General features: G+C 61.2%; 17 protein-coding genes. 6 read left to right on the top strand and 11 right to left on the bottom strand.

The genetic code is table 11. The features are described from left to right. Positions 1-224: 224 nt before the first annotated feature. A complete protein-coding gene (locus tag V2B23_RS11905; protein ID WP_430950519.1) occupies positions 225-650 on the bottom strand; it encodes a DUF4307 domain-containing protein in 426 nt (141 codons plus the stop codon). Positions 651-834: 184 nt separating this feature from the next. On the opposite strand from V2B23_RS11905, the gene mca reads away from it, so the two are divergent. Genes mca through V2B23_RS11920 form a run of 3 tightly spaced genes read left to right on the top strand, consistent with a single transcriptional unit; the run spans position 835 to position 4,053 of the window. Continuing rightward, positions 835-1,707 carry a mycothiol conjugate amidase Mca gene (gene mca / locus V2B23_RS11910; protein WP_430950703.1) on the top strand — a complete coding sequence of 291 codons (873 nt, stop codon included), beginning with the start codon at positions 835-837 and terminating at the stop codon, positions 1,705-1,707. A 2-nt stretch (positions 1,708-1,709) separates the two neighbouring features. Beyond that, complete coding sequence (locus V2B23_RS11915; RefSeq protein WP_430950520.1) at positions 1,710-2,024, top strand: hypothetical protein; 315 nt, start codon at positions 1,710-1,712, stop codon at positions 2,022-2,024. Positions 2,025-2,043: 19 nt separating this feature from the next. After that, the gene (locus V2B23_RS11920) at positions 2,044-4,053 is read left to right on the top strand and encodes a thioredoxin domain-containing protein (protein ID WP_430950521.1); all 2,010 of its coding nucleotides are present in this window, start codon (positions 2,044-2,046) and stop codon (positions 4,051-4,053) included. Between the two features lie 5 nt (positions 4,054-4,058). Here V2B23_RS11920 and V2B23_RS11925 read toward each other — a convergent pair whose 3' ends face one another. Beyond that, complete coding sequence (locus V2B23_RS11925) at positions 4,059-5,567, bottom strand: aldehyde dehydrogenase family protein (RefSeq protein ID WP_430950522.1); 1,509 nt, start codon at positions 5,565-5,567, stop codon at positions 4,059-4,061. A gap of 127 nt (positions 5,568-5,694) precedes the next feature. Here V2B23_RS11925 and V2B23_RS11930 point away from each other — a divergent pair, with 127 nt between their 5' ends. Both V2B23_RS11930 and V2B23_RS11935 read left to right on the top strand, forming a co-directional pair. After that, a complete protein-coding gene (locus tag V2B23_RS11930) occupies positions 5,695-6,837 on the top strand; it encodes an acyl-CoA dehydrogenase family protein (RefSeq protein ID WP_430950523.1) in 1,143 nt (380 codons plus the stop codon). A 9-nt stretch (positions 6,838-6,846) separates the two neighbouring features. Further along, the gene (locus V2B23_RS11935; protein ID WP_430950524.1) at positions 6,847-7,539 is read left to right on the top strand and encodes a GntR family transcriptional regulator; all 693 of its coding nucleotides are present in this window, start codon (positions 6,847-6,849) and stop codon (positions 7,537-7,539) included. Between the two features lie 15 nt (positions 7,540-7,554). On the opposite strand, the gene V2B23_RS11940 is transcribed toward V2B23_RS11935, so the two are convergent. Beyond that, entirely contained in the window at positions 7,555-8,175 is a 621-nt protein-coding gene (locus V2B23_RS11940; protein ID WP_430950525.1) for a TetR/AcrR family transcriptional regulator, read from the bottom strand. Positions 8,176-8,321: 146 nt separating this feature from the next. On the opposite strand from V2B23_RS11940, the gene V2B23_RS11945 reads away from it, so the two are divergent. Continuing rightward, complete coding sequence (locus V2B23_RS11945; protein WP_430950704.1) at positions 8,322-9,104, top strand: oxygenase MpaB family protein; 783 nt, start codon at positions 8,322-8,324, stop codon at positions 9,102-9,104. Positions 9,105-9,120: 16 nt separating this feature from the next. Here V2B23_RS11945 and V2B23_RS11950 read toward each other — a convergent pair whose 3' ends face one another. From V2B23_RS11950 to V2B23_RS11985, 8 genes are read right to left on the bottom strand one after another with little or no spacing between them, the layout of a single operon-like run. Continuing rightward, entirely contained in the window at positions 9,121-10,026 is a 906-nt protein-coding gene (locus V2B23_RS11950) for an oxygenase MpaB family protein (protein WP_430950526.1), read from the bottom strand. An 8-nt stretch (positions 10,027-10,034) separates the two neighbouring features. Continuing rightward, positions 10,035-10,592: a mce associated protein mas1a gene (locus tag V2B23_RS11955; RefSeq protein WP_430950527.1), complete on the bottom strand. Its 558-nt coding sequence runs from the start codon at positions 10,590-10,592 to the stop codon at positions 10,035-10,037. After that, positions 10,579-11,799, bottom strand: coding sequence for an MlaD family protein (locus V2B23_RS11960; RefSeq protein ID WP_430950528.1), 1,221 nt, complete (start codon positions 11,797-11,799; stop codon positions 10,579-10,581). Before V2B23_RS11960 ends, V2B23_RS11955 begins: the two co-directional genes overlap by 14 nt. Next, complete coding sequence (locus tag V2B23_RS11965; RefSeq protein WP_430950529.1) at positions 11,796-12,863, bottom strand: MCE family protein; 1,068 nt, start codon at positions 12,861-12,863, stop codon at positions 11,796-11,798. Before V2B23_RS11965 ends, V2B23_RS11960 begins: the two co-directional genes overlap by 4 nt. Further along, a complete protein-coding gene (locus tag V2B23_RS11970; protein WP_430950530.1) occupies positions 12,863-13,960 on the bottom strand; it encodes an MCE family protein in 1,098 nt (365 codons plus the stop codon). Before V2B23_RS11970 ends, V2B23_RS11965 begins: the two co-directional genes overlap by 1 nt. Further along, the gene (locus V2B23_RS11975; RefSeq protein WP_430950705.1) at positions 13,957-15,012 is read right to left on the bottom strand and encodes an MCE family protein; all 1,056 of its coding nucleotides are present in this window, start codon (positions 15,010-15,012) and stop codon (positions 13,957-13,959) included. The genes V2B23_RS11970 and V2B23_RS11975 overlap by 4 nt, the downstream gene beginning before the upstream one ends. Further along, complete coding sequence (locus V2B23_RS11980; RefSeq protein WP_430950531.1) at positions 15,012-16,055, bottom strand: MCE family protein; 1,044 nt, start codon at positions 16,053-16,055, stop codon at positions 15,012-15,014. The genes V2B23_RS11975 and V2B23_RS11980 overlap by 1 nt, the downstream gene beginning before the upstream one ends. Beyond that, positions 16,052-17,269, bottom strand: a complete 1,218-nt coding sequence (locus V2B23_RS11985) for an MCE family protein (protein ID WP_430950532.1) — start codon at positions 17,267-17,269, stop codon at positions 16,052-16,054. The genes V2B23_RS11980 and V2B23_RS11985 overlap by 4 nt, the downstream gene beginning before the upstream one ends. Positions 17,270-17,271 lie beyond the last annotated feature (2 nt).

Consider the following 17,271-nt stretch of genomic DNA (forward strand, 5'->3'; position numbering starts at 1 on the left):
CACCGCAACAGCAATGAACTTCACTGCAACAGCAATAAACAACGGCTCGAACGCGCCTGGGCTAGGCGTGATCTTGCCGTCAGCGCTGCGCTCGACGCCAACCTGGCCGTCAATGCAGCAATACACGGTTCCACCCGGAACCGTGTACCAAGCAATTCTATCACGCAGGACTACCCGCCCCTGTCGGAACTCAAACGTCGGACAGGGGTGGGTAGTAGGCGCAGTCAGTTTTTGGTCAGATACTCCGGGACGTCGAGGCTGCATCCGAAGACGTCGGCCATGCCTGGTGGGAGGGACGTTTTGATCTCGGTGTTGAACTCCAAAGTCTGGTACGTCGTCGCGGGAATGTAGACCTCGCGTCGACCGGTTTCGGATCCACCTTTGGAACGGGCGCGAACGATGCACACAGCTTCCTGGCTAGGATCGTCACGCGTGACGGTGAACCGGATCTTCATGGTCGAGTCGTCGGCGATGTCGTACGAGATCGTCTCGGTCGTGATCTCTTTCACCGAGAACTTGGTGTATCCGACGTACGCGATACCGGTGCCCACAACGATGACGAGGGCGGTCAGAGCCCACACGATCCACTTCTTGGAACCGCCCGTGCGAGTCGCGCTCGGGTACCGATCTTGGGGAAGCGTATTACTCATCACTCTGCTCTCGAAGACTCGAGTTCGTGTTCTACGCAACCGCGGACTGGGGTCATGGCTGCATCAGGAACTCTCGGGTGGAACTATAGAGGACGCGCCCACTGGCGCTGCCGGTAGGTTTGACGGCAAGAGTTCGGAGCAGACGCCGATAACGGCTACAGGTGAAGTTGAGGTGAACGAACACGTGAGCGGATTCCGGCTCATGGCCGTCCATGCCCATCCCGACGACGAGTCGAGCAAGGGCGCGGCCACCACCGCCCGTTATGCAGCCGAAGGCCACGAAGTGATGGTCCTGACGCTTACCGGGGGTGAACGTGGCGACATTCTCAACCCGGCCATGGATGTCCCCGGCGTCCGCGACCGCATCAGCGAGGTGCGCCAGGAAGAAATGGCAGAAGCTGCGCGGATTCTGGGCGTGAAGCACCGCTGGCTGGGCTTCGTCGACTCGGGCCTGCCCGAGGGTGATCCGTTGCCGCCGCTTCCGGAGGGCTGCTTTGCCCTGGTGCCGCTCGAGGAATCGACGCGCGCACTCGTCAAGGTGTTCCGCGAATTCCGTCCGCACGTCATCACGACGTACGACGAGAACGGTGGATACCCGCACCCCGACCACATTCGGTGCCACGAGGTGTCGATGGCTGCGTACGAAGCGGCTGCCGACCCGGAATATCATCCCGAAGACGGCGAACCGTGGGAGATCAAGAAGGTCTACTACTCGCACGGTTTCATCCGTAAGCGTCTCGAACTTTTCCAAGAGGAGTACGAGCGTCGCGGCGAGCCGTTCCCCATGGCGGATTGGCTCAAGAAGTGGAAGACCGAGCGCGGCGACATGATGGTCCGGGTCACCACTCAGATCGCCTGCGGCGATTACTTCCCCCAGCGCGACGACGCTCTGCGTGCGCATGCGACGCAAATCGACCCCAACGGTTCGTTCTTTGCGGTGCCGCTCGAGATTCAGCAGAAGATCTGGCCCACAGAAGAATTCGAACTCGCGAAGACGCGGGTTTCCACGTCCATCCCGGAAACCGACCTGTTCGCAGGTCTTGAAGAGGACGTCTGAAAGTGAATGCACTCTCCGCCGAGTTGGTAATCGGCACAACACAATTGCTTGCACAGAGCCCGAGTAATCCCTCGGGACCTGAGTTCGGGAAGTCGTCGCCGGTCGGACTGGTTGTCGTCTTGGCATTGTTCATCGGTGTGATCCTGTTGGTCGTGTCGATGAACCGTCAGCTCAAGAAGTTGCCGGAAACTTTCGAACCCGAACACCCGGAAGCCGATCAGCAGTTGGATGAAGGAACGGATCGTGGTGCGATCGCCACGCCGGACACGGATGCCGGCGACGCATCAGCCGAGAAGACTCCCAAGCACGATTCCTGACGCGAGCGAGGTAGGGCACATGGACCCACGGATGAAGAACAATCTGGGTGAGTCCACCAGCCCCTACCTTCGTCAGCATGCCGACAATCCGGTCCACTGGCAGCAGTGGGGGCCGGAGGCCATGGAGTGGGCACGCGAACGTAACGTGCCGATTCTGTTGTCGATCGGATACTCGGCGTGCCACTGGTGTCACGTGATGGCCCACGAATCGTTCGAGAACGACAACGTCGCGGCGATCATGAACGACAACTTCGTCTGCGTGAAGGTGGACCGCGAAGAGCGTCCTGACATCGACGCGGTCTACATGAATGCCACAGTCGCTATGACCGGTCAGGGCGGCTGGCCGATGACGTGTTTCCTGACGCCGGACGGTTCGCCGTTCTACTGCGGAACGTACTACCCACCGGCACCGCGCGGTGGAATGCCTTCGTTCACACAGCTTCTCGAAGCGATTGCCGATACGTTTGCCAACCGCCGCGGCGAGGTCGACGATGCTGCGTCGTCGATCGTGACGGAGTTGGCGCGCGCGTCGGGCGGAATCCCGTACAGCGGTGTGCCGATCGATGCCGCGCTGCTCGACGCCGCAGGCCAAGCAATATCGGCCGATGAAGACCGGCCCCGCGGCGGTTTCGGCGGCGCCCCGAAGTTTCCGCCGTCCGCGTTGCTCGAAGGACTGTTGCGGCAGTTCGAGCGGACTGGTTCGAACGATATTCTCGGTGGACTGCAGCGCACTGGTGAAGCCATGGCGCGCGGCGGCATCTACGACCAGTTGGGCGGCGGTTTCTCCCGCTACTCCGTCGACGCCGAGTGGGTCGTGCCGCATTTCGAGAAGATGCTCTACGACAACGCGTTGCTGCTCCGGTTCTACGCGCACTGGGTACGTCGGAGCGGTTCCGCGTTGGCAACCCGCATTACCGAGGAAACCGTAGGATTTCTTCTCGGCGATCTGCGAACCGAAAACGGCTGCTTCGCTTCGGCTCTGGACGCGGACACCAACGGGGTCGAAGGATTGACCTATGTGTGGACGCCCAGCCAGCTGATCGATGCGCTCGGCGAGGACGACGGACGGTGGGCGGCAGAGTTGTTCCGCGTCACCGACGACGGAACCTTCGAAGAAGGCGCATCGGTGTTGCAGTTGCTACGCGATCCTGACGATTGGGCGCGCTGGCAGAAGGTTTCCGAGGCACTACGCGCCGTGCGAAAAGACCGACCACAACCGGGCCGAGACGACAAAGTCGTGACCGCATGGAACGGGCTCAGCATCACCGCCTTGACCGAAGCCGGGCTCGCACTGAATCGACCCGAATGGATTGACGCTGCACGGGTGTGCGCACACACCCTTCTCGGCCTGCATCTGGTTGACGGCAGATTGCGCCGCGCATCGCTCGGTGGTGTTGTCGGTGAGCCTGCCGGGGTCCTCGAGGACTACGCAGCCCTGGCCACCGGACTCCTTGCGCTGTACCAGGCAACCGGGGAATCGGAGTGGCTCGACACCGCCCAGCAGTTGCTCGACCTCACGCTCGATCATTTTGCCGACCCAGCCGAGCCTGGAAGTTGGTTCGACACAGCAGATTTCGCCGAAAGCTTGGTGACTCGACCCCGCGATCCGCTGGACGGCGCAACACCGTCGGGAGCATCCACTGTCACGGAGGCGCTGTTGACGGCGTCGGCGCTTACCGAACCCGAGCGCGCCTCCCGCTATGCCCAAGCCGTATCCGACGCCCTCGCACGCGCAACGCTGCCGCTCGAGCGTGCCCCGCGCTCGGCCGGGCATTGGCTTGCGGTGGCGGAAGCGTCGCTGCGCGGGCCGATCCAGGTAGCTGTGGTGGGTGACGGTGATCTGCTGGACGCGGCCCGTCGCCTCGCCCCCGGCGGCGCCGTGATCGTCGCAGGCGAGCCGGATTCCTCACCGCTGCTGGCAGATCGGCCGTTGGTCGACGGTAGTCAAGCGGCCTACGTCTGCCGAGGCTTCGTCTGTGACCGACCGGTCACAGACGAAGCCGGCTTGGCGCTTGCGCTCGAGTACTGATCTGGTCAGGACTTGGCGTGCCGCTTTGCCAACATCCAGCGCGAGATCTTCATGTCGCGAGCTTTCCTCTCGATGGTCAGTAGATCCAGGGGCGCACTGAATTTCTGAACTGCCATCGATTTGACGCTGCTGAACTCGCGCAGTCCGTCGGCCCCGTGGATGCGGCCGAATCCGGAATCGCCGACCCCACCGAATGGGAGGGCCGCGATTCCGGCAAATCCGAGAACCGAATTGACGGTGACCACACCACATTCGAGTTTCTCGGCAATTGCCCGTCCCTTCGATGTGCTCTTCGTGAACACCGACGCGCCCAATCCGTACTTCGACGCGTTGGCGCGCTCGATGCCTTCGTTCATGTCGGCAACCTTGTTCACCACGACGCTCGGTCCGAACGTTTCCTCGGTGACTGCGGTGGAATCTTCCGGTACGTCCGTCAGGACGATGGGGTCGATGAACGGGCCGCGGAAGGAATCGAGGCCGCCGAGAACAGCTTTCGCTCCACGGTCGAGGGCGTTCTCGATCTGACCCCGCACGATCGCCGTCTGCTTGCCCAGGGTCATGGGGCCGTACGTCGAACCGGCGCGAGCATCGCGCAGCGCCGTAGTGAGTTTCGAGAGGAAGGCGTCGTAGACCGGGGCGGCGACGTAGATGCGCTCGACACCGGCGCAGGTTTGTCCGGCGTTGCCGACCGCGCCGAATGCCGCGAAGGTCACGGCCGCATCAAGATTGGCGTCGGAATCCACCAGCATGGCGTCCTTGCCGCCGCACTCGGCAACCAGGGGAGTCAAGGTATCCGCACAGGCGGCCATGACACGTTTCGCGGTGGCCGTCGACCCGGTGAATGCAATCTTGTTCACGCCGGACGAGCACAACAGTGCGCCGGTCTTGCCGTCGCCGGTGATGGTTTGGAGGACAGGATGTCCGGGTGCCGCGAGGTTCCACAGGCGGGCCAGTTCTACACCGACGCCTGGTGAGAGTTCGCTTGGCTTGAAGACGACGGCGTTGCCGGCTGCCAGTGCGTAGCCGATCGACCCCATCGGGGTGTACAGCGGATAGTTCCACGGACCGATCACACCGACGACGCCCATCGGCCGGTAGCCGACGGAGGCGGATTGGTTGACGCTGATCAAGCCTGCACCGACGCGTCTGCGGCGCAACACCTTCTGTGCGTTGCGGGCGGCCCAGTCGAGATGTTCGACTGCCAACATCACTTCGAGTAACGCGTCGTCGCTCGGCTTTCCGGTTTCCGTGGAGATGATCGACGCCATCGAATCCGCATGGGAGGCAATGGCCGCCCGGAAGTCGCCGAGAACCTTCTTTCGCCCGGCAAAACCGAGTTGATCCCACCACGTCGCTGCGCTGTGTGCCGCGGCGACGGCCTTGTCGACCGCCTGCTGATCAGCGACGGGGTACTGCGCGATCACGGTGTCATCGCGAGGGTCGAGGCTCGCGAAGGTGGGATCGCCTGACGTCGGATCTGTGGACGTGCTGTGTCGGCCGAGCTGTTCGGTCATGTTTCTCAGATCCTCCAGGAGTCGACGCATCACATATATGTGATGTGATTTACTGTGCTGGTAGTCACAGTATGCGTCGGACGGAGCTCCGACAAGCCTCCAGCCATTTCTCATTCGGGAGTTTGCGATGCACATGGATTTCACGCAGGAGCAGTCTGATTTCGCCAAGTCGGTAGCCGCGTTCTGCAAAAAGGAAAGTGGTACCCGCGAGCAGCGAGACCTGCTGACCGATCACGGGGCGCACAACCACAACCAGGCGTACTACGAGAAAATGGCGGAACTCGGATGGCTTGGACTGACCGTGCCGGAGGAGTACGGCGGATCGGCCGGCAGCACGGTTGACCTGTGCATTTTCCTCGAGGAAGCGGCCAAGGGGATGGCGCCGATCGGCGGACTCGGCCCGACGGTCATCACCGGGGCGGCGTACGAGAAGTTCGGTAGTCCGGCGCAGAAGGAAGCGGTACTCGGCGGCATCGTTCGAGGGGCGTCGCAGTCGATCTCGATGTCCGAACCCGAGGCGGGCTCGGACGTCGGTAACTTGAGTTGCCGCGCCGAGAAGGTCGACGGTGGATGGCTGATCAACGGACAGAAGACGTGGTGCTCCAATGCGCACTTCGCCGAGAACATCCTGCTCGTCGCGCGCACGTCCAGAGGTGAAGGCAAGCACGAGGGCTTGACGATGTTCCACGTTCCGGCAGATATTTCCGGCCTGAAGATCAGCGGGATCGACACGATGGGCGGCAAGGAGGTCAACGACCTCTACTTCACCGATGTCTTGCTGCCCGACGACTCTGTGGTCGGCGAGGTCGGCAACGGCTGGCGTCAACTCATGGCCGGACTCAACATCGAACGACTCATCCTGGCGGCGATGATGCTCGGAACGGCGCAGCGGGCTTTCGACGACACTCTCGAATTCATCACCACCCGTAAGCAATTCGGTCGTCCTGTCGGTTCGTTTCAGGCGCTTCGGCACCGCGTCGCGGATCTGGCTACGGAGATCGAATGCGGCCGACTGCTGGTCTACAGCGTCGCCAGGATGGTCGACGCCAACCCGACGAAGATGTTCCCACGTGAGGCGTCGATGGCAAAGCTCAAGCTCACCGAAACCGCCAAGAAGGTTGCGCTCGAGGGCATGCAGATGATGGGCGGGTACGGTTACGCCACGGAATTCGACATGGAGCATCATGTGCGAAAGACTCTGGTGTCCTCCATTTATGGTGGTACCAACGAGATTCAGCGAGATATCATCGGCAAAACGTACGGACTGTGAGGATCGGTTGTGGCAACGTCTGCACGCACTCGGAGGGCGACGTCTGGGCTGAGAAGACGGCCACAGCTGTCCGAGGATGTGGCGAACCATGTTCGCAACCTGATCATGTCCGGGGAGGTTCGTCCGGGCGAGTTCGTTCGCCTCGACGAAACGGCAGCGGACCTCGGGGTCAGCGTCACGCCGGTTCGGGAGGCTCTGGTCGCGTTGCGCGGCGAGGGGATGGTCGAGTTGGTTCCCCACCGCGGCTATCTGGTGTCGCCGCTCAGTCGCCAGGACATCGAAGACATCTTCTGGTTGCAGGGGCAGATTGCGGTCAAACTGGCGTTGCGGGCCGCCGGCAGCATCACCGCTGACCAGCTCGCAGAGTTGGTCGAGCTCAATGCCGATTTACGGGCAGCGGTCGACGCGTCGGATGCGGCTGCGATCGAGCAGTGCGAATTCCAATTTCACCGCCTGATCAATCTCGCGGCAGGCGGGGCAAAATTGGCGTGGTTCCTGTTCGGAGCAATCCGTTACACCCCGGCGCGGCTGTACGCGACCGACCCCGGCTGGGGTGAGCTTGCTGTGTCGAGCCACGACAAGTTGATCGAGGCGTTCGAGAAACGGGACCTCGAGCAGGTGGACGCGCAGATGCGAGTTCAGTTCTCCGACGGTGCCGCTCGTCTGCTCGCTCACCTCGACAGCATCGGTCTCTGGGACTGAACTGGAGTCTGGCCCTCAAGGCGGCGGCATTGCGGGAGCGAGCAGGATCGCCGCGCATTCGGCGACCAGCTCTTCTTCCGTGACGTCGATGTATCCGTCGAGCCATGCGCTCAGCGTCTGCGCGAGGCCGCCGACCAGGAAGGTTGCCGTCAGCGTCAGTTGGCCGCTGTCACCAAGTCGGTAGAAGCTCTTGGCGTTGGCGGCGAGGAGACCGATGAAGATAGTGGTCGACGCCCGGCGTTTCTCGACGAGGAGTGGGCTTGTGAGTGCGCTCGAGAAGAGTAGTCGTCCGCGCCGGGGGTCGCGGGCAACAGTGTGGACGATGTTGGCTATGGCCGCCACTGCCTTGTCTCGTTCGGCTGCGGCCGCGTCCACTGCTGCCTGGGTGGAGACGGCGATATCCGTGATGACCGTGTCGTACACCGCGGAGATCAGGGCGTCGCGGTCGGTGAAGCTCTCGTAGAAGTACCGGGCAGCTACACCCGCCTGTTTGCACACCCCACGCACTGTCAGCTCGGGTTCGGCTGATCCCATCAGCTCGAGCCCGGCTTCGATCAGGGTCTCGCGGCGCGCAGCGACGCGGAGGGCGCCGTCGACGCCACCGTACAAACGAGGTTGGTCATTCATGTAGACCATCTTGGCATCTCGAAGTTCTTGACATCGTGAGGTTTCAGCGCTTGACTCATCTGAGAACACGCGTTCGCAGATATCCGACTCGAAGGGGTTAGGCCGTGACGGTGAGTAGAGATTCGATCGACATCGACGCCGAAGTCGAGAAGGCGATGTCGGGGTTGGGACTGTTGGCTGCCGGCGCGAACGTGATCATGCAACTTGCGCGCCCCGCGGTGGGATATGGCGTGTACGAGAGCAAGGTCGAGACCGGCAGGTTGGACCGCCATCCGGTCAAGCGCACTCGCACGACGCTGACCTACCTGGCGGTGGCAAGCCTGGCCACCGAGGAAGAGAAGAAGCAGTACCGGCGCGCAGTCAACGGCGCGCACAAGTATGTCCGTTCGGACGAGAACAGCGCCGTCGAGTACAACGCATTCGACCCCGAACTTCAGTTGTGGGTTGCTGCTTGCCTGTACCGCGGCTTCGAGGACGTCTACAAGGCACTGTACGGAGATCTCGACCCCGCAACCCAGGACGCTTTCTACCAACGCAGTTCAAGTTTCGGCACCACCCTCCAGATGCGCCGCGACATGTGGCCGGTTGATCGAGACGCGTTCGAGGTCTACTGGAACGAGAACCTGAACAAGGTCAGCATCGACGACACGATCCGTGAGCACCTGTACGGAATCGCATCGGCCACTTTCACCCCGAAGTTGTTGCATCCCTTGGTCGGCCCGCTCAATCGCTTTCTCACGACGGGATTCCTGCCGCAATCCTTCCGGGACGAAATGCACCTTCCGTGGTCCGAACGGAGGCAGCGCGGATTCGACCGGTCGATGCGCGTCGCGGCGGCAGTCAATCGAGTTACCCCGAAGGTCGTTCGCATGTTCCCGTACAACTTCTACCTGTGGGATCTGCGTCGCCGTATAGCCAAAGGGATTCCGTTGGTCTGATGAGAAAGTCCACAGCTCAGACGAGGTTCTTGCTTCGCTTGATCCGGCGGCGGAGGTCGCGCATCTGAATGGTGTTGCCCGCCTGCCGGATCGATCGAGGTATGAATCTGTTGACAAAGGACACGAAGATGAAGAGATGTTCGAAGCGTCGACGGTCGTCTTCGGTCCATTCGAGTCCGAGTTGGTCACGGTAGATCGGGGGCAGAAACCCGATTGTCAAAAAGCGCAGCAGGTTTCGGAACACCAGGCGCAGTGGCCAGGCGATCATGCGTAGGTCGATCAGATCGTTCAGATACTGACTGGTGCGTTCGTCGATGATCACACGTTCACAGCCGATGTTCCAGTAACGTTCGAAATCCGCGCGCGTGGCCGGCCACATCTCTTCGGTGACCTGCAAAGTGGTTCCCAGAGTGGAGGCGGATTGGTAGAACGACTCCGCCTGTTCCTCGGACATCACGCCGTGCAGCAACTGGTGACTGTCTTCGAATCCGATGAACAGGCAAGCAGCGACCCATAATTGGAGTTCACGGTTGAAGGCGTTGTACTTGACCGGGCTGTTGGCGTCCGACCGTACGTGCCGGTGCACCGAGTTGACTGCTTCGCGGTACGCCAGACGCTCTTCCTCGTTGCCCAGAATCGCCACGGTCAGATACTGCGTGGTGGTTCGCGCGCGCTTCCACGGATGTGCCGTCAGAGCGCCCGACTCGACCTTGCTTTCCATGACGCCATACGCCACCTCCGGCCAGCCGAGTTGCAGGACAACGTTGGCGGCGGCGCCGGCAAAGGACCAGAAGTCGAGGGCATCGGTGATGTGTGCAGGTTTCCGGGCCCACCGCCGACGCAGGCCTGTGATGGTGATTCGCGTCTGATCGGTTCGAAGTGAGGACTCGGTCTGTTCTGCGTTCAGATAGTGAGTGGGCATCGATCCTCCTATTTTGTCTCTACGTTGCCGACGAGCCACTGGTCGTTCGCCCGCACCATTGAGATGACCATCCGATACTTCTGCGCATTCCCCTGCGGCGCAGCAACATTCTTGGCTTCCTGATCGACGAACACCAGAACTGTCGCCGATGAACTGTCCATGGACTCGATGCCCACGTGTGCTGCCGTCGCGGTTGCCTGCCCCTGCCCGCCGGCGACAACATCGCGCAGCGAATCGACCATGGTTCCGTATGTGCCGGCAAACTCGTCCGTCGACATGGAGGCAATCGAGTCCTTGTTCGCGTCCAGATCCTGGTAATCGAAGGAAGACATGATGATCGAGTATTCGCGGGCAGTGTCGAGAGCTTCCTGGCGCAGAGTGTTGTCCCGGCTTTCCGAATACATCTGAAACCCCCACGCTGCCACTGCTGCGAACAGTGCCAGAGCCAACACGGCAGTCAGTGCGGTGCGCGGCGTCTTCAGGCGTCGCAGCAACGACGGTCGACCCGGCTGGTCACCGGATTCCTGCTCGGTCTTGTCGATCACTGTGCTTTCAGCGGGTGCCATTTCCCAGTCCTTCCAACATCGATCTCCAATAGTTCAGTGCGTCTACGCCGGTCGGGATGAGAATGGGATCATCGACAACCGGTGGGCCGATCGGCGTGCCGGGGATGGTGGCATTCTGCAATCCGAGATCGTTCGGTCGCGGAGCATTTCGCGCTCCGCGTTGGACCAGATCATCGGCAGGTGGGCAGTACATCGCGAGGTTCGGACTGGTGGGGGAGAGGTCACCGACTTCGCGCCGGGGAGTGTCGTAGTTACACACCGGCCCTTGTGTGGCTACCAGCGCAAAATCGGCGCGGTCACCCTTGACGATCGAAGCTAGATCCGCGAGGCCGTGAGGAATGGTGACCAGACCCGTTTCGAGAGCGTCCGTGCGGTCGGAGATGATCGGAGCGACCGTGACAAGGTTGGCCAACACTGCACCAAAAGTGTTGTGGTACTTGTCGAACAACTGCTGCGCACTGCTCAACGCGGCCGGTGAATGATCGGTCAGATAGATCAGCACCGGTGCGTTGGAATCGAGTTGCTCGGTGAAGTTCTTTGCAGCAGACATCCCACGGACAAACGAATCCGATTGTGTTGCCATGGAATCAACCAGCGTCGAGGTGCGTGAGAGCAGTGCCGCGAGCTCAGCGGACTGATCGTTCAACTGTGCGGACAGCGTCCCACCGTTCTCGATCATCGTGGACAGACTTGGCCCCAGTCCGTTGAAGGAATTCCCCAATTCGGTTCCGATGTCGCTGATCGCCCGCGGATCGAGACCTTCGAGGACATCCGACGCCTGAAGCATCAACTGGCTCATCTGAACCGGCTGTTGATCCGCCGGCATCGCGATCTCGTCGCCGTCCCGAAGATAAGGTCCCTGATCGGTGTTGGGATAGATGTCCACGTTCTGGATTCCGGCGGCAGTTCCCATCGTCACTTTGGCAACACTGTCTGCTGGTATCTCGGCGTTTTCGTTGAGCGAGAGCTCTACTCGAGCGGAACGGGTACTCGAGTCGAGAGCAACCTCGCTGACCTTTCCTACCTGCACCCCGCGGTAGGTGACCACGGTTCCCGCGGTCAGGCCAAAGGCGTCGGACATCGTGGCGTGCAGGCGGATGTGATCTCCGAAGCCTTGTGGACCGACGACGTAGACGATGCCGAACGGAATGACCACGGCAGCGGTGAGCGCAAACAAGACAAGTTGCACGAGCGCAAGACGTTTCATCGTCGGCCTCCCTGAAGAAGATCGGTCAGAGTTCCGGGTGCCGCTATAGCCGCTGCGCCGCCGGCCATCCCACCGGTCCACAGTTTGTCGATCGTGCCGGGAATGTCGAGGGCGCCGTCGAACATCAGGTAGTCGCCGCGAACCGCATAGGTGAAACTTTCGAGCATTCCGTTCATGTTTGCCAGCGTCTGGCCCATTTCGGAGTTGAACGAATCGAGAGTCCCGACAACGGTCGACGCATCCTGGAGCATGCTGTCGAGCCCGCCCGGCGAGGAGTCGAGAATAGTGTTCGCATTGACGGCGAGTTGAATCGTCGAGTTCAACAGGCTGGAAATCTGATCCTTCTGACCGACAAGAATCGATACCACCTGCGGGACGGAATCCAAATAGTGGTCCACGATTTCGCGTTGCCCGGCAAGCTGCGAGGAGACCCGAGCCGCGAAATCAACAGCCTCGTTGAACTCGTCTTGGTGACTACCGGCTTCGGCCATGAGGGAGGTGAGGGTATCGGTCAGTGACCGTACCTCACCGGACCGGCCGGAGAACGCGGTGTTCAGTTCCCTCACGACGGTATCGAGTTGGTCGATGCCGCTCCCGGTGAGCACTGTCCCGAGTGTCGCGAGTGCACTTTCCACTTGCGGTCCGATCTCGGTGCGGGACTCCGGAATGGTGTCACCGTCGCTCAACACCGAACTCGAAGGAACTTCCGGCAGAAGTAGTCGAATGAACGGATTACCCAGCGCTGAGGGAAGTTCGACGGATGCTTCGACGTTGTCCGGCAGCTGTGTCGCGCTGTCCAGACTCAGCGTGACGCGGGCTCCGACGACGTCTGCGGACAGTTCGGATACCCGTCCGATCACCTTCTGACCGCTGCGGACGTCGGCTCCCAGAACAAGACCGTCAGCGCCCGCCAACTGCACTGCCACGGTGTACGCGTTACCGTCTGCCGAGCGGCCCAACGGAAGATCCTGGATTCCGGCGCTGCACCCGCCCAAGGCAAAGACCATCGCGCAACCAACACCGAATGCCACGACTCCGGTGAGTATCCGGACAGAGGGCCGCATCAGTTGCCACCTCCCGAGGCTGCGCCGCCGGATACGGCAGATGCGATTCCGAGCGGATCGGACGCACTGAGCGGGAAGGAAATGGGATTGGTGAATCCGGCGCCGGTGCAGATCGGCAGCTTGTACGTCTCGCACAACGGTTGCGCCACAGCAAATTGCGTCAGCGCTGTCGAGACATTGAGTCGAATACGTCCACGCTGATCCGGGCCGATGGTGCCGGACAGGTTCGCCATCATCAACGGCACGAGGTCCATGAACTCGGCGAGACCCGATTGTTTTGCCGCCAGTACGTCACCGAGGACTTGAACGTTTCCGGCGATGGCACCGACGTCGTCGCCGTGAGTGGTCATGAATCGTTCCAACTGATCGAACACCACCTGCAAATCCTGAAGTGGTTGGGAGATGTCCATGTTCTGGCTCGACCACTGATCACCCAATTGACCCAAGTCGCCGACAAGTTCGTCGAGACTGACCTGCCGGGCGTCGAGTGCGGCCATCAAGGTGCTGAGGTTGCCGACGAGTACGCCGATGTCTTCGGACCGAGCACCGACTACTCCCGTTGCCGTACTGAGGTTTCGGATTGCCGTGTTGAACTGATCGCCCTGGCCCGCCCACCCGGCCGCACCGCGGCTGACAAGATCACCGAGATTGCCGCCGTCGCCGGCAAACGCTTCGGCCAAGGTGCTGACACTTCCCATCAAACCGTCGAAATCGATAGGGGAATGTGCGCGTTCGATGGGGATCTGATCACCGTCGTCGAGTGTGTCTCCGCCGGTATACGCCGGTCCGAGTTCGATGTGGCGATCACTGATCACCGAAGGATTGAGAACATACGCGGACGCATCGGCCGGGAGTTCGACGGAGGTCGGCATGGACATCGCCACCCGAACCGATGTTCCGCGGGGCTCGACCGCTGTGACTGTCCCGACGCCGACACCGAGGACGGTGACCTTGCTGCCCTCGTAGATCCCCCCGACGTAACTGAAATCGGCGTAGACGGTCTTGGACTGATCGGTGCGTCCGAAGATGTACCAACCGGGGAGCGCGATCGCCAGGGTCACGACGAGCAGCGCTGTGACGGCCTTTCGTGGATTCACTTGCAGCCCTCCATGATGCCGAGCGCGCAGAGTAGATTGTCCGGGATCACGGCTGCCGGTGCGTTGACGTCGGTCCAGTTTCCGGTACCGGTGGCATCGGTGACCGAGCGCAGTGCAGACGGGAGGCGTGTCATCAGCAGGTCGATCTGATCGGCGTTGTTCTTCAGCGTTGTGGTGACGGCGACCAGGTTGTCTGTCAGTGCTCCGAATTCGCCCTCGTGCGCGGTGAACGTAGTGGACAGCTTCGAGATGATGATCGTCAGGTTGTCGACGAGTTGAGTCAGGGCGTCCTTGCGCATGGCAAGCGTGCGGACGATGGTCTGAGCGTTTGCAGCCGTGTTCACTATCGAATCGGTCTGCGCCACAGCCATGTCCGACAGCTCTCGCGACATCGTCAGGATTTGGTCGATCTGCTCGCCGTTCTGTGCGAAGGCCGCGGAGGCGCCACTGATTCCGGCGAGTGCTCGGCCGACCTGATCGGAGTCGGTCGGAATCACCTGCGAGAGAGTGTTCATCATCGACTCCATCGCTTGCAGATCGACGCCGGTTGCCGCGTGGGTTGCGTCGGCACTGACGTCGTCGAGGCTGTACGGCACCGTGGTTCGCGAGAGGGGGATGACGCGTCCGTCGGCGTCGTCCACAACACCGGCAGGCACCACCTCGAGGTAGCGCTTACCCAGGACGGTCTTGAGTCGGACGGTGGCGGTGCTCTGGTTGCCCAACGGTTGATCCTTGTCCAGGCGGAAACTGACGATCACGTGGTCTCCGGCAAGTTCGATGGAATCCACCCGTCCGGCGGGAACTCCGGCTACGTAGACCGGGTCGGTGTCGGAAAGACCACTGGCATTGGCAAATTCAGCTGTGTAGGCCGATGTGCGAACGTTGTACCAGAGTTTCGGAATACCCAGCGCAGCCGCCAGTCCAACTACCAGAACAAAGATACCGAGGCTGCCCAACGCCAAAGCAGTTCCGCTGCCGCTCTGGCGACGGTCCCCTTTGAACAGAAAGAGCATGATGCCGACAAAAACGTCGATCAGCTTGACCAGAAACATCATGAGCACACCGGCGAATGTGTTGCGCCGAAGATGTTGGCTTCCACGTCCCCTGCCTTCAGTGTGAAATTGCACAGATAAAGATTGATGAAACTTCCGTAGCTGCCGATCCGGTTTGTGGCATCGGCAAACTGGGGGAGGTTCGCGACAAGCCGATTGAATTCGTCGGTGCTCGCAATCCAGCCGGCGGTCACATTTTCGAGTTGCGCAACCGTCGTGCCGAATGAACCGTTTGATCCGGTCATCAGCTGAGCCAACGACGAGACGGTGCGGTTTCCCTGATCCAGAAGTGCGGCGAGTTGGTCGTTCTCTTCGACAACCGAGGTACTCAGACCGTTCAAACCGTCGAGGAGGCCGACTATTTCGGGTTGGCGATCGTCAACGGAGGTGAGGAGTGTGTTCATATTCGTCAACAGCTGCGCAAAAACATCTTGGCGGTCGACGAGACCTGATGTCATGGCGGCGATCTGGTCGAGAAGCGCGGAGATCGCACCGCCCTGCCCGTTGAACGTTTCGACAAAACTCCGAGTGAGAGTGTTGACCTGGTCGGGTTGTAGTGCGGAGAACAGTGGTTTGAAGCCGTTCATCAACGCAGTCAGGTTGATCGGGGGCGTTGTCTGCGTCAGCGGAACAGTCCCACCAGGTTCCAGCGTTCTCGCTGACACCGATGCTGGTCCCGATTGCGCACCGTCATTGTGAGTCAGAGCGAGGTAGCGGGCGCCCAGCATGTCGCCGTAGCGGACCGTAGCCTGAACATCAGATGCGAGAGAATAGTGCGATTCGATCTCCACATCGACGATCGCCTTACTTGTGCCACCACCGTTGTCGGCAAAGGCGACCGAGTCCACCCTGCCGATCCGGACACCCGACATGGTCACCGGGTTACCCGGGTTCAGGCCCTCCACATCGGTGAACTCGAACGAATAGGAATCGGTATCCCCACGAACCGGCACCGACAACGTGTTTGCCACGAACGACGCGCACGCGAGGCCAGTGATACAGAACAGTGACAACCGAACTACCTGAGCGGTCCGAATTTTCACGGAACACTCACCTCGTTACCCCGGACCAACGGCCCCAACATGAGTGTTGTGGCGGGGTTGGGTGCGGTGCTGTCACCGGCCGCGTTGTCGAGTGGCGGGTTGCCGAGTAGTTGATCCTCGAGAAAGAGAAGGGCTGAGGCTTCGTCCGCGCCACCAGCAACCGGCCTGAGATTGGTGCCCGAACATTGCGCGCCGCGCTCATCCACGTACTGAGGGCAATCCTCGCCTGTGTACGGAAGCGGATCGGCAAAGGTGGGAACCGCTGTGATGTTGAATTTTCCGGTGGAGAATACTCGCGCACCGGCGGCGCCGAATGCGGAGGCATTCGCCAGAGTGGAGCGTAGGCCGTCGGGGTTGGCTGCTGTTGTTGCGAGTATCTTTCCGGTGGAGTCGATGACGGTGATGATGTTGCCGGTGTTTTCGGCGACGAAGCTGTCGAGCGTCGCGGCGAAGACCGCGGCCGCACTCATCGACCTCTCGAGGTTTTCCTGGTTGGCGACCATGCTGTTGGAGACTGACGTGGCCGCTGCCAGGGTGTCGAGTATGTCCGGGGTTGCGCGGTCCAACGCGTCGACAACCGACTTGAATTCCGGTGTCGAATCGAGGAATTGGTGTGCAGCCGGTGTCAGCACCGCAGAAGCGGCGCTGAGATTGTCGATCGTGGCACCGATTTCGGCGCCGTTCCCGTCCAAGGCCTGACCCAGTGCGGTCAGTGCAGTGTGCATTTTCTCGGGGCGCATCGCGGTGAGTACCGACACGAGATCGGTGTACACGTCGTAGAGTGCGACGGCTTCGGGACCAGTGTCCATGGGGACGACGTCGCCCTCCGAGAGCGTTGCCTGGCTCTGGGCATTCGGGTTGTCGACAAGTTGCACGTAGATGTCGCCGAAAAAGGTCCGCGGTACTACTCGTGCGACGACGTCTGCCGGGATCTTCGATGCTTCACCGGTGTCGATCTGCAGTTGCACCACCGATTCTGTAGTACCCGAATCGATGTCACCGATGCGGCCGATATTCACCCCGTGGTATCGAACCGGAGCCTCGCCACTGATCAGCCCTGCGTCGGCAGGGACGGCGACGTACACGTCGGTGCTGCGTTCGAGATTGCCCGAGCCGCGCAGCACCATGGTGACTGCTGCGACGACGGCTACCGCTATGGCCACTGCGCCGCGAAGGGCATAGGCAATCTTGGTGCGCGTAGTTAGCCTGTCCACGG

Origin of the sequence: Rhodococcus sp. 24CO (assembly GCF_050586165.1) — a bacterium.
In the GTDB taxonomy this organism is placed as follows: Bacteria; Actinomycetota; Actinomycetes; order Mycobacteriales; family Mycobacteriaceae; genus Rhodococcus_F.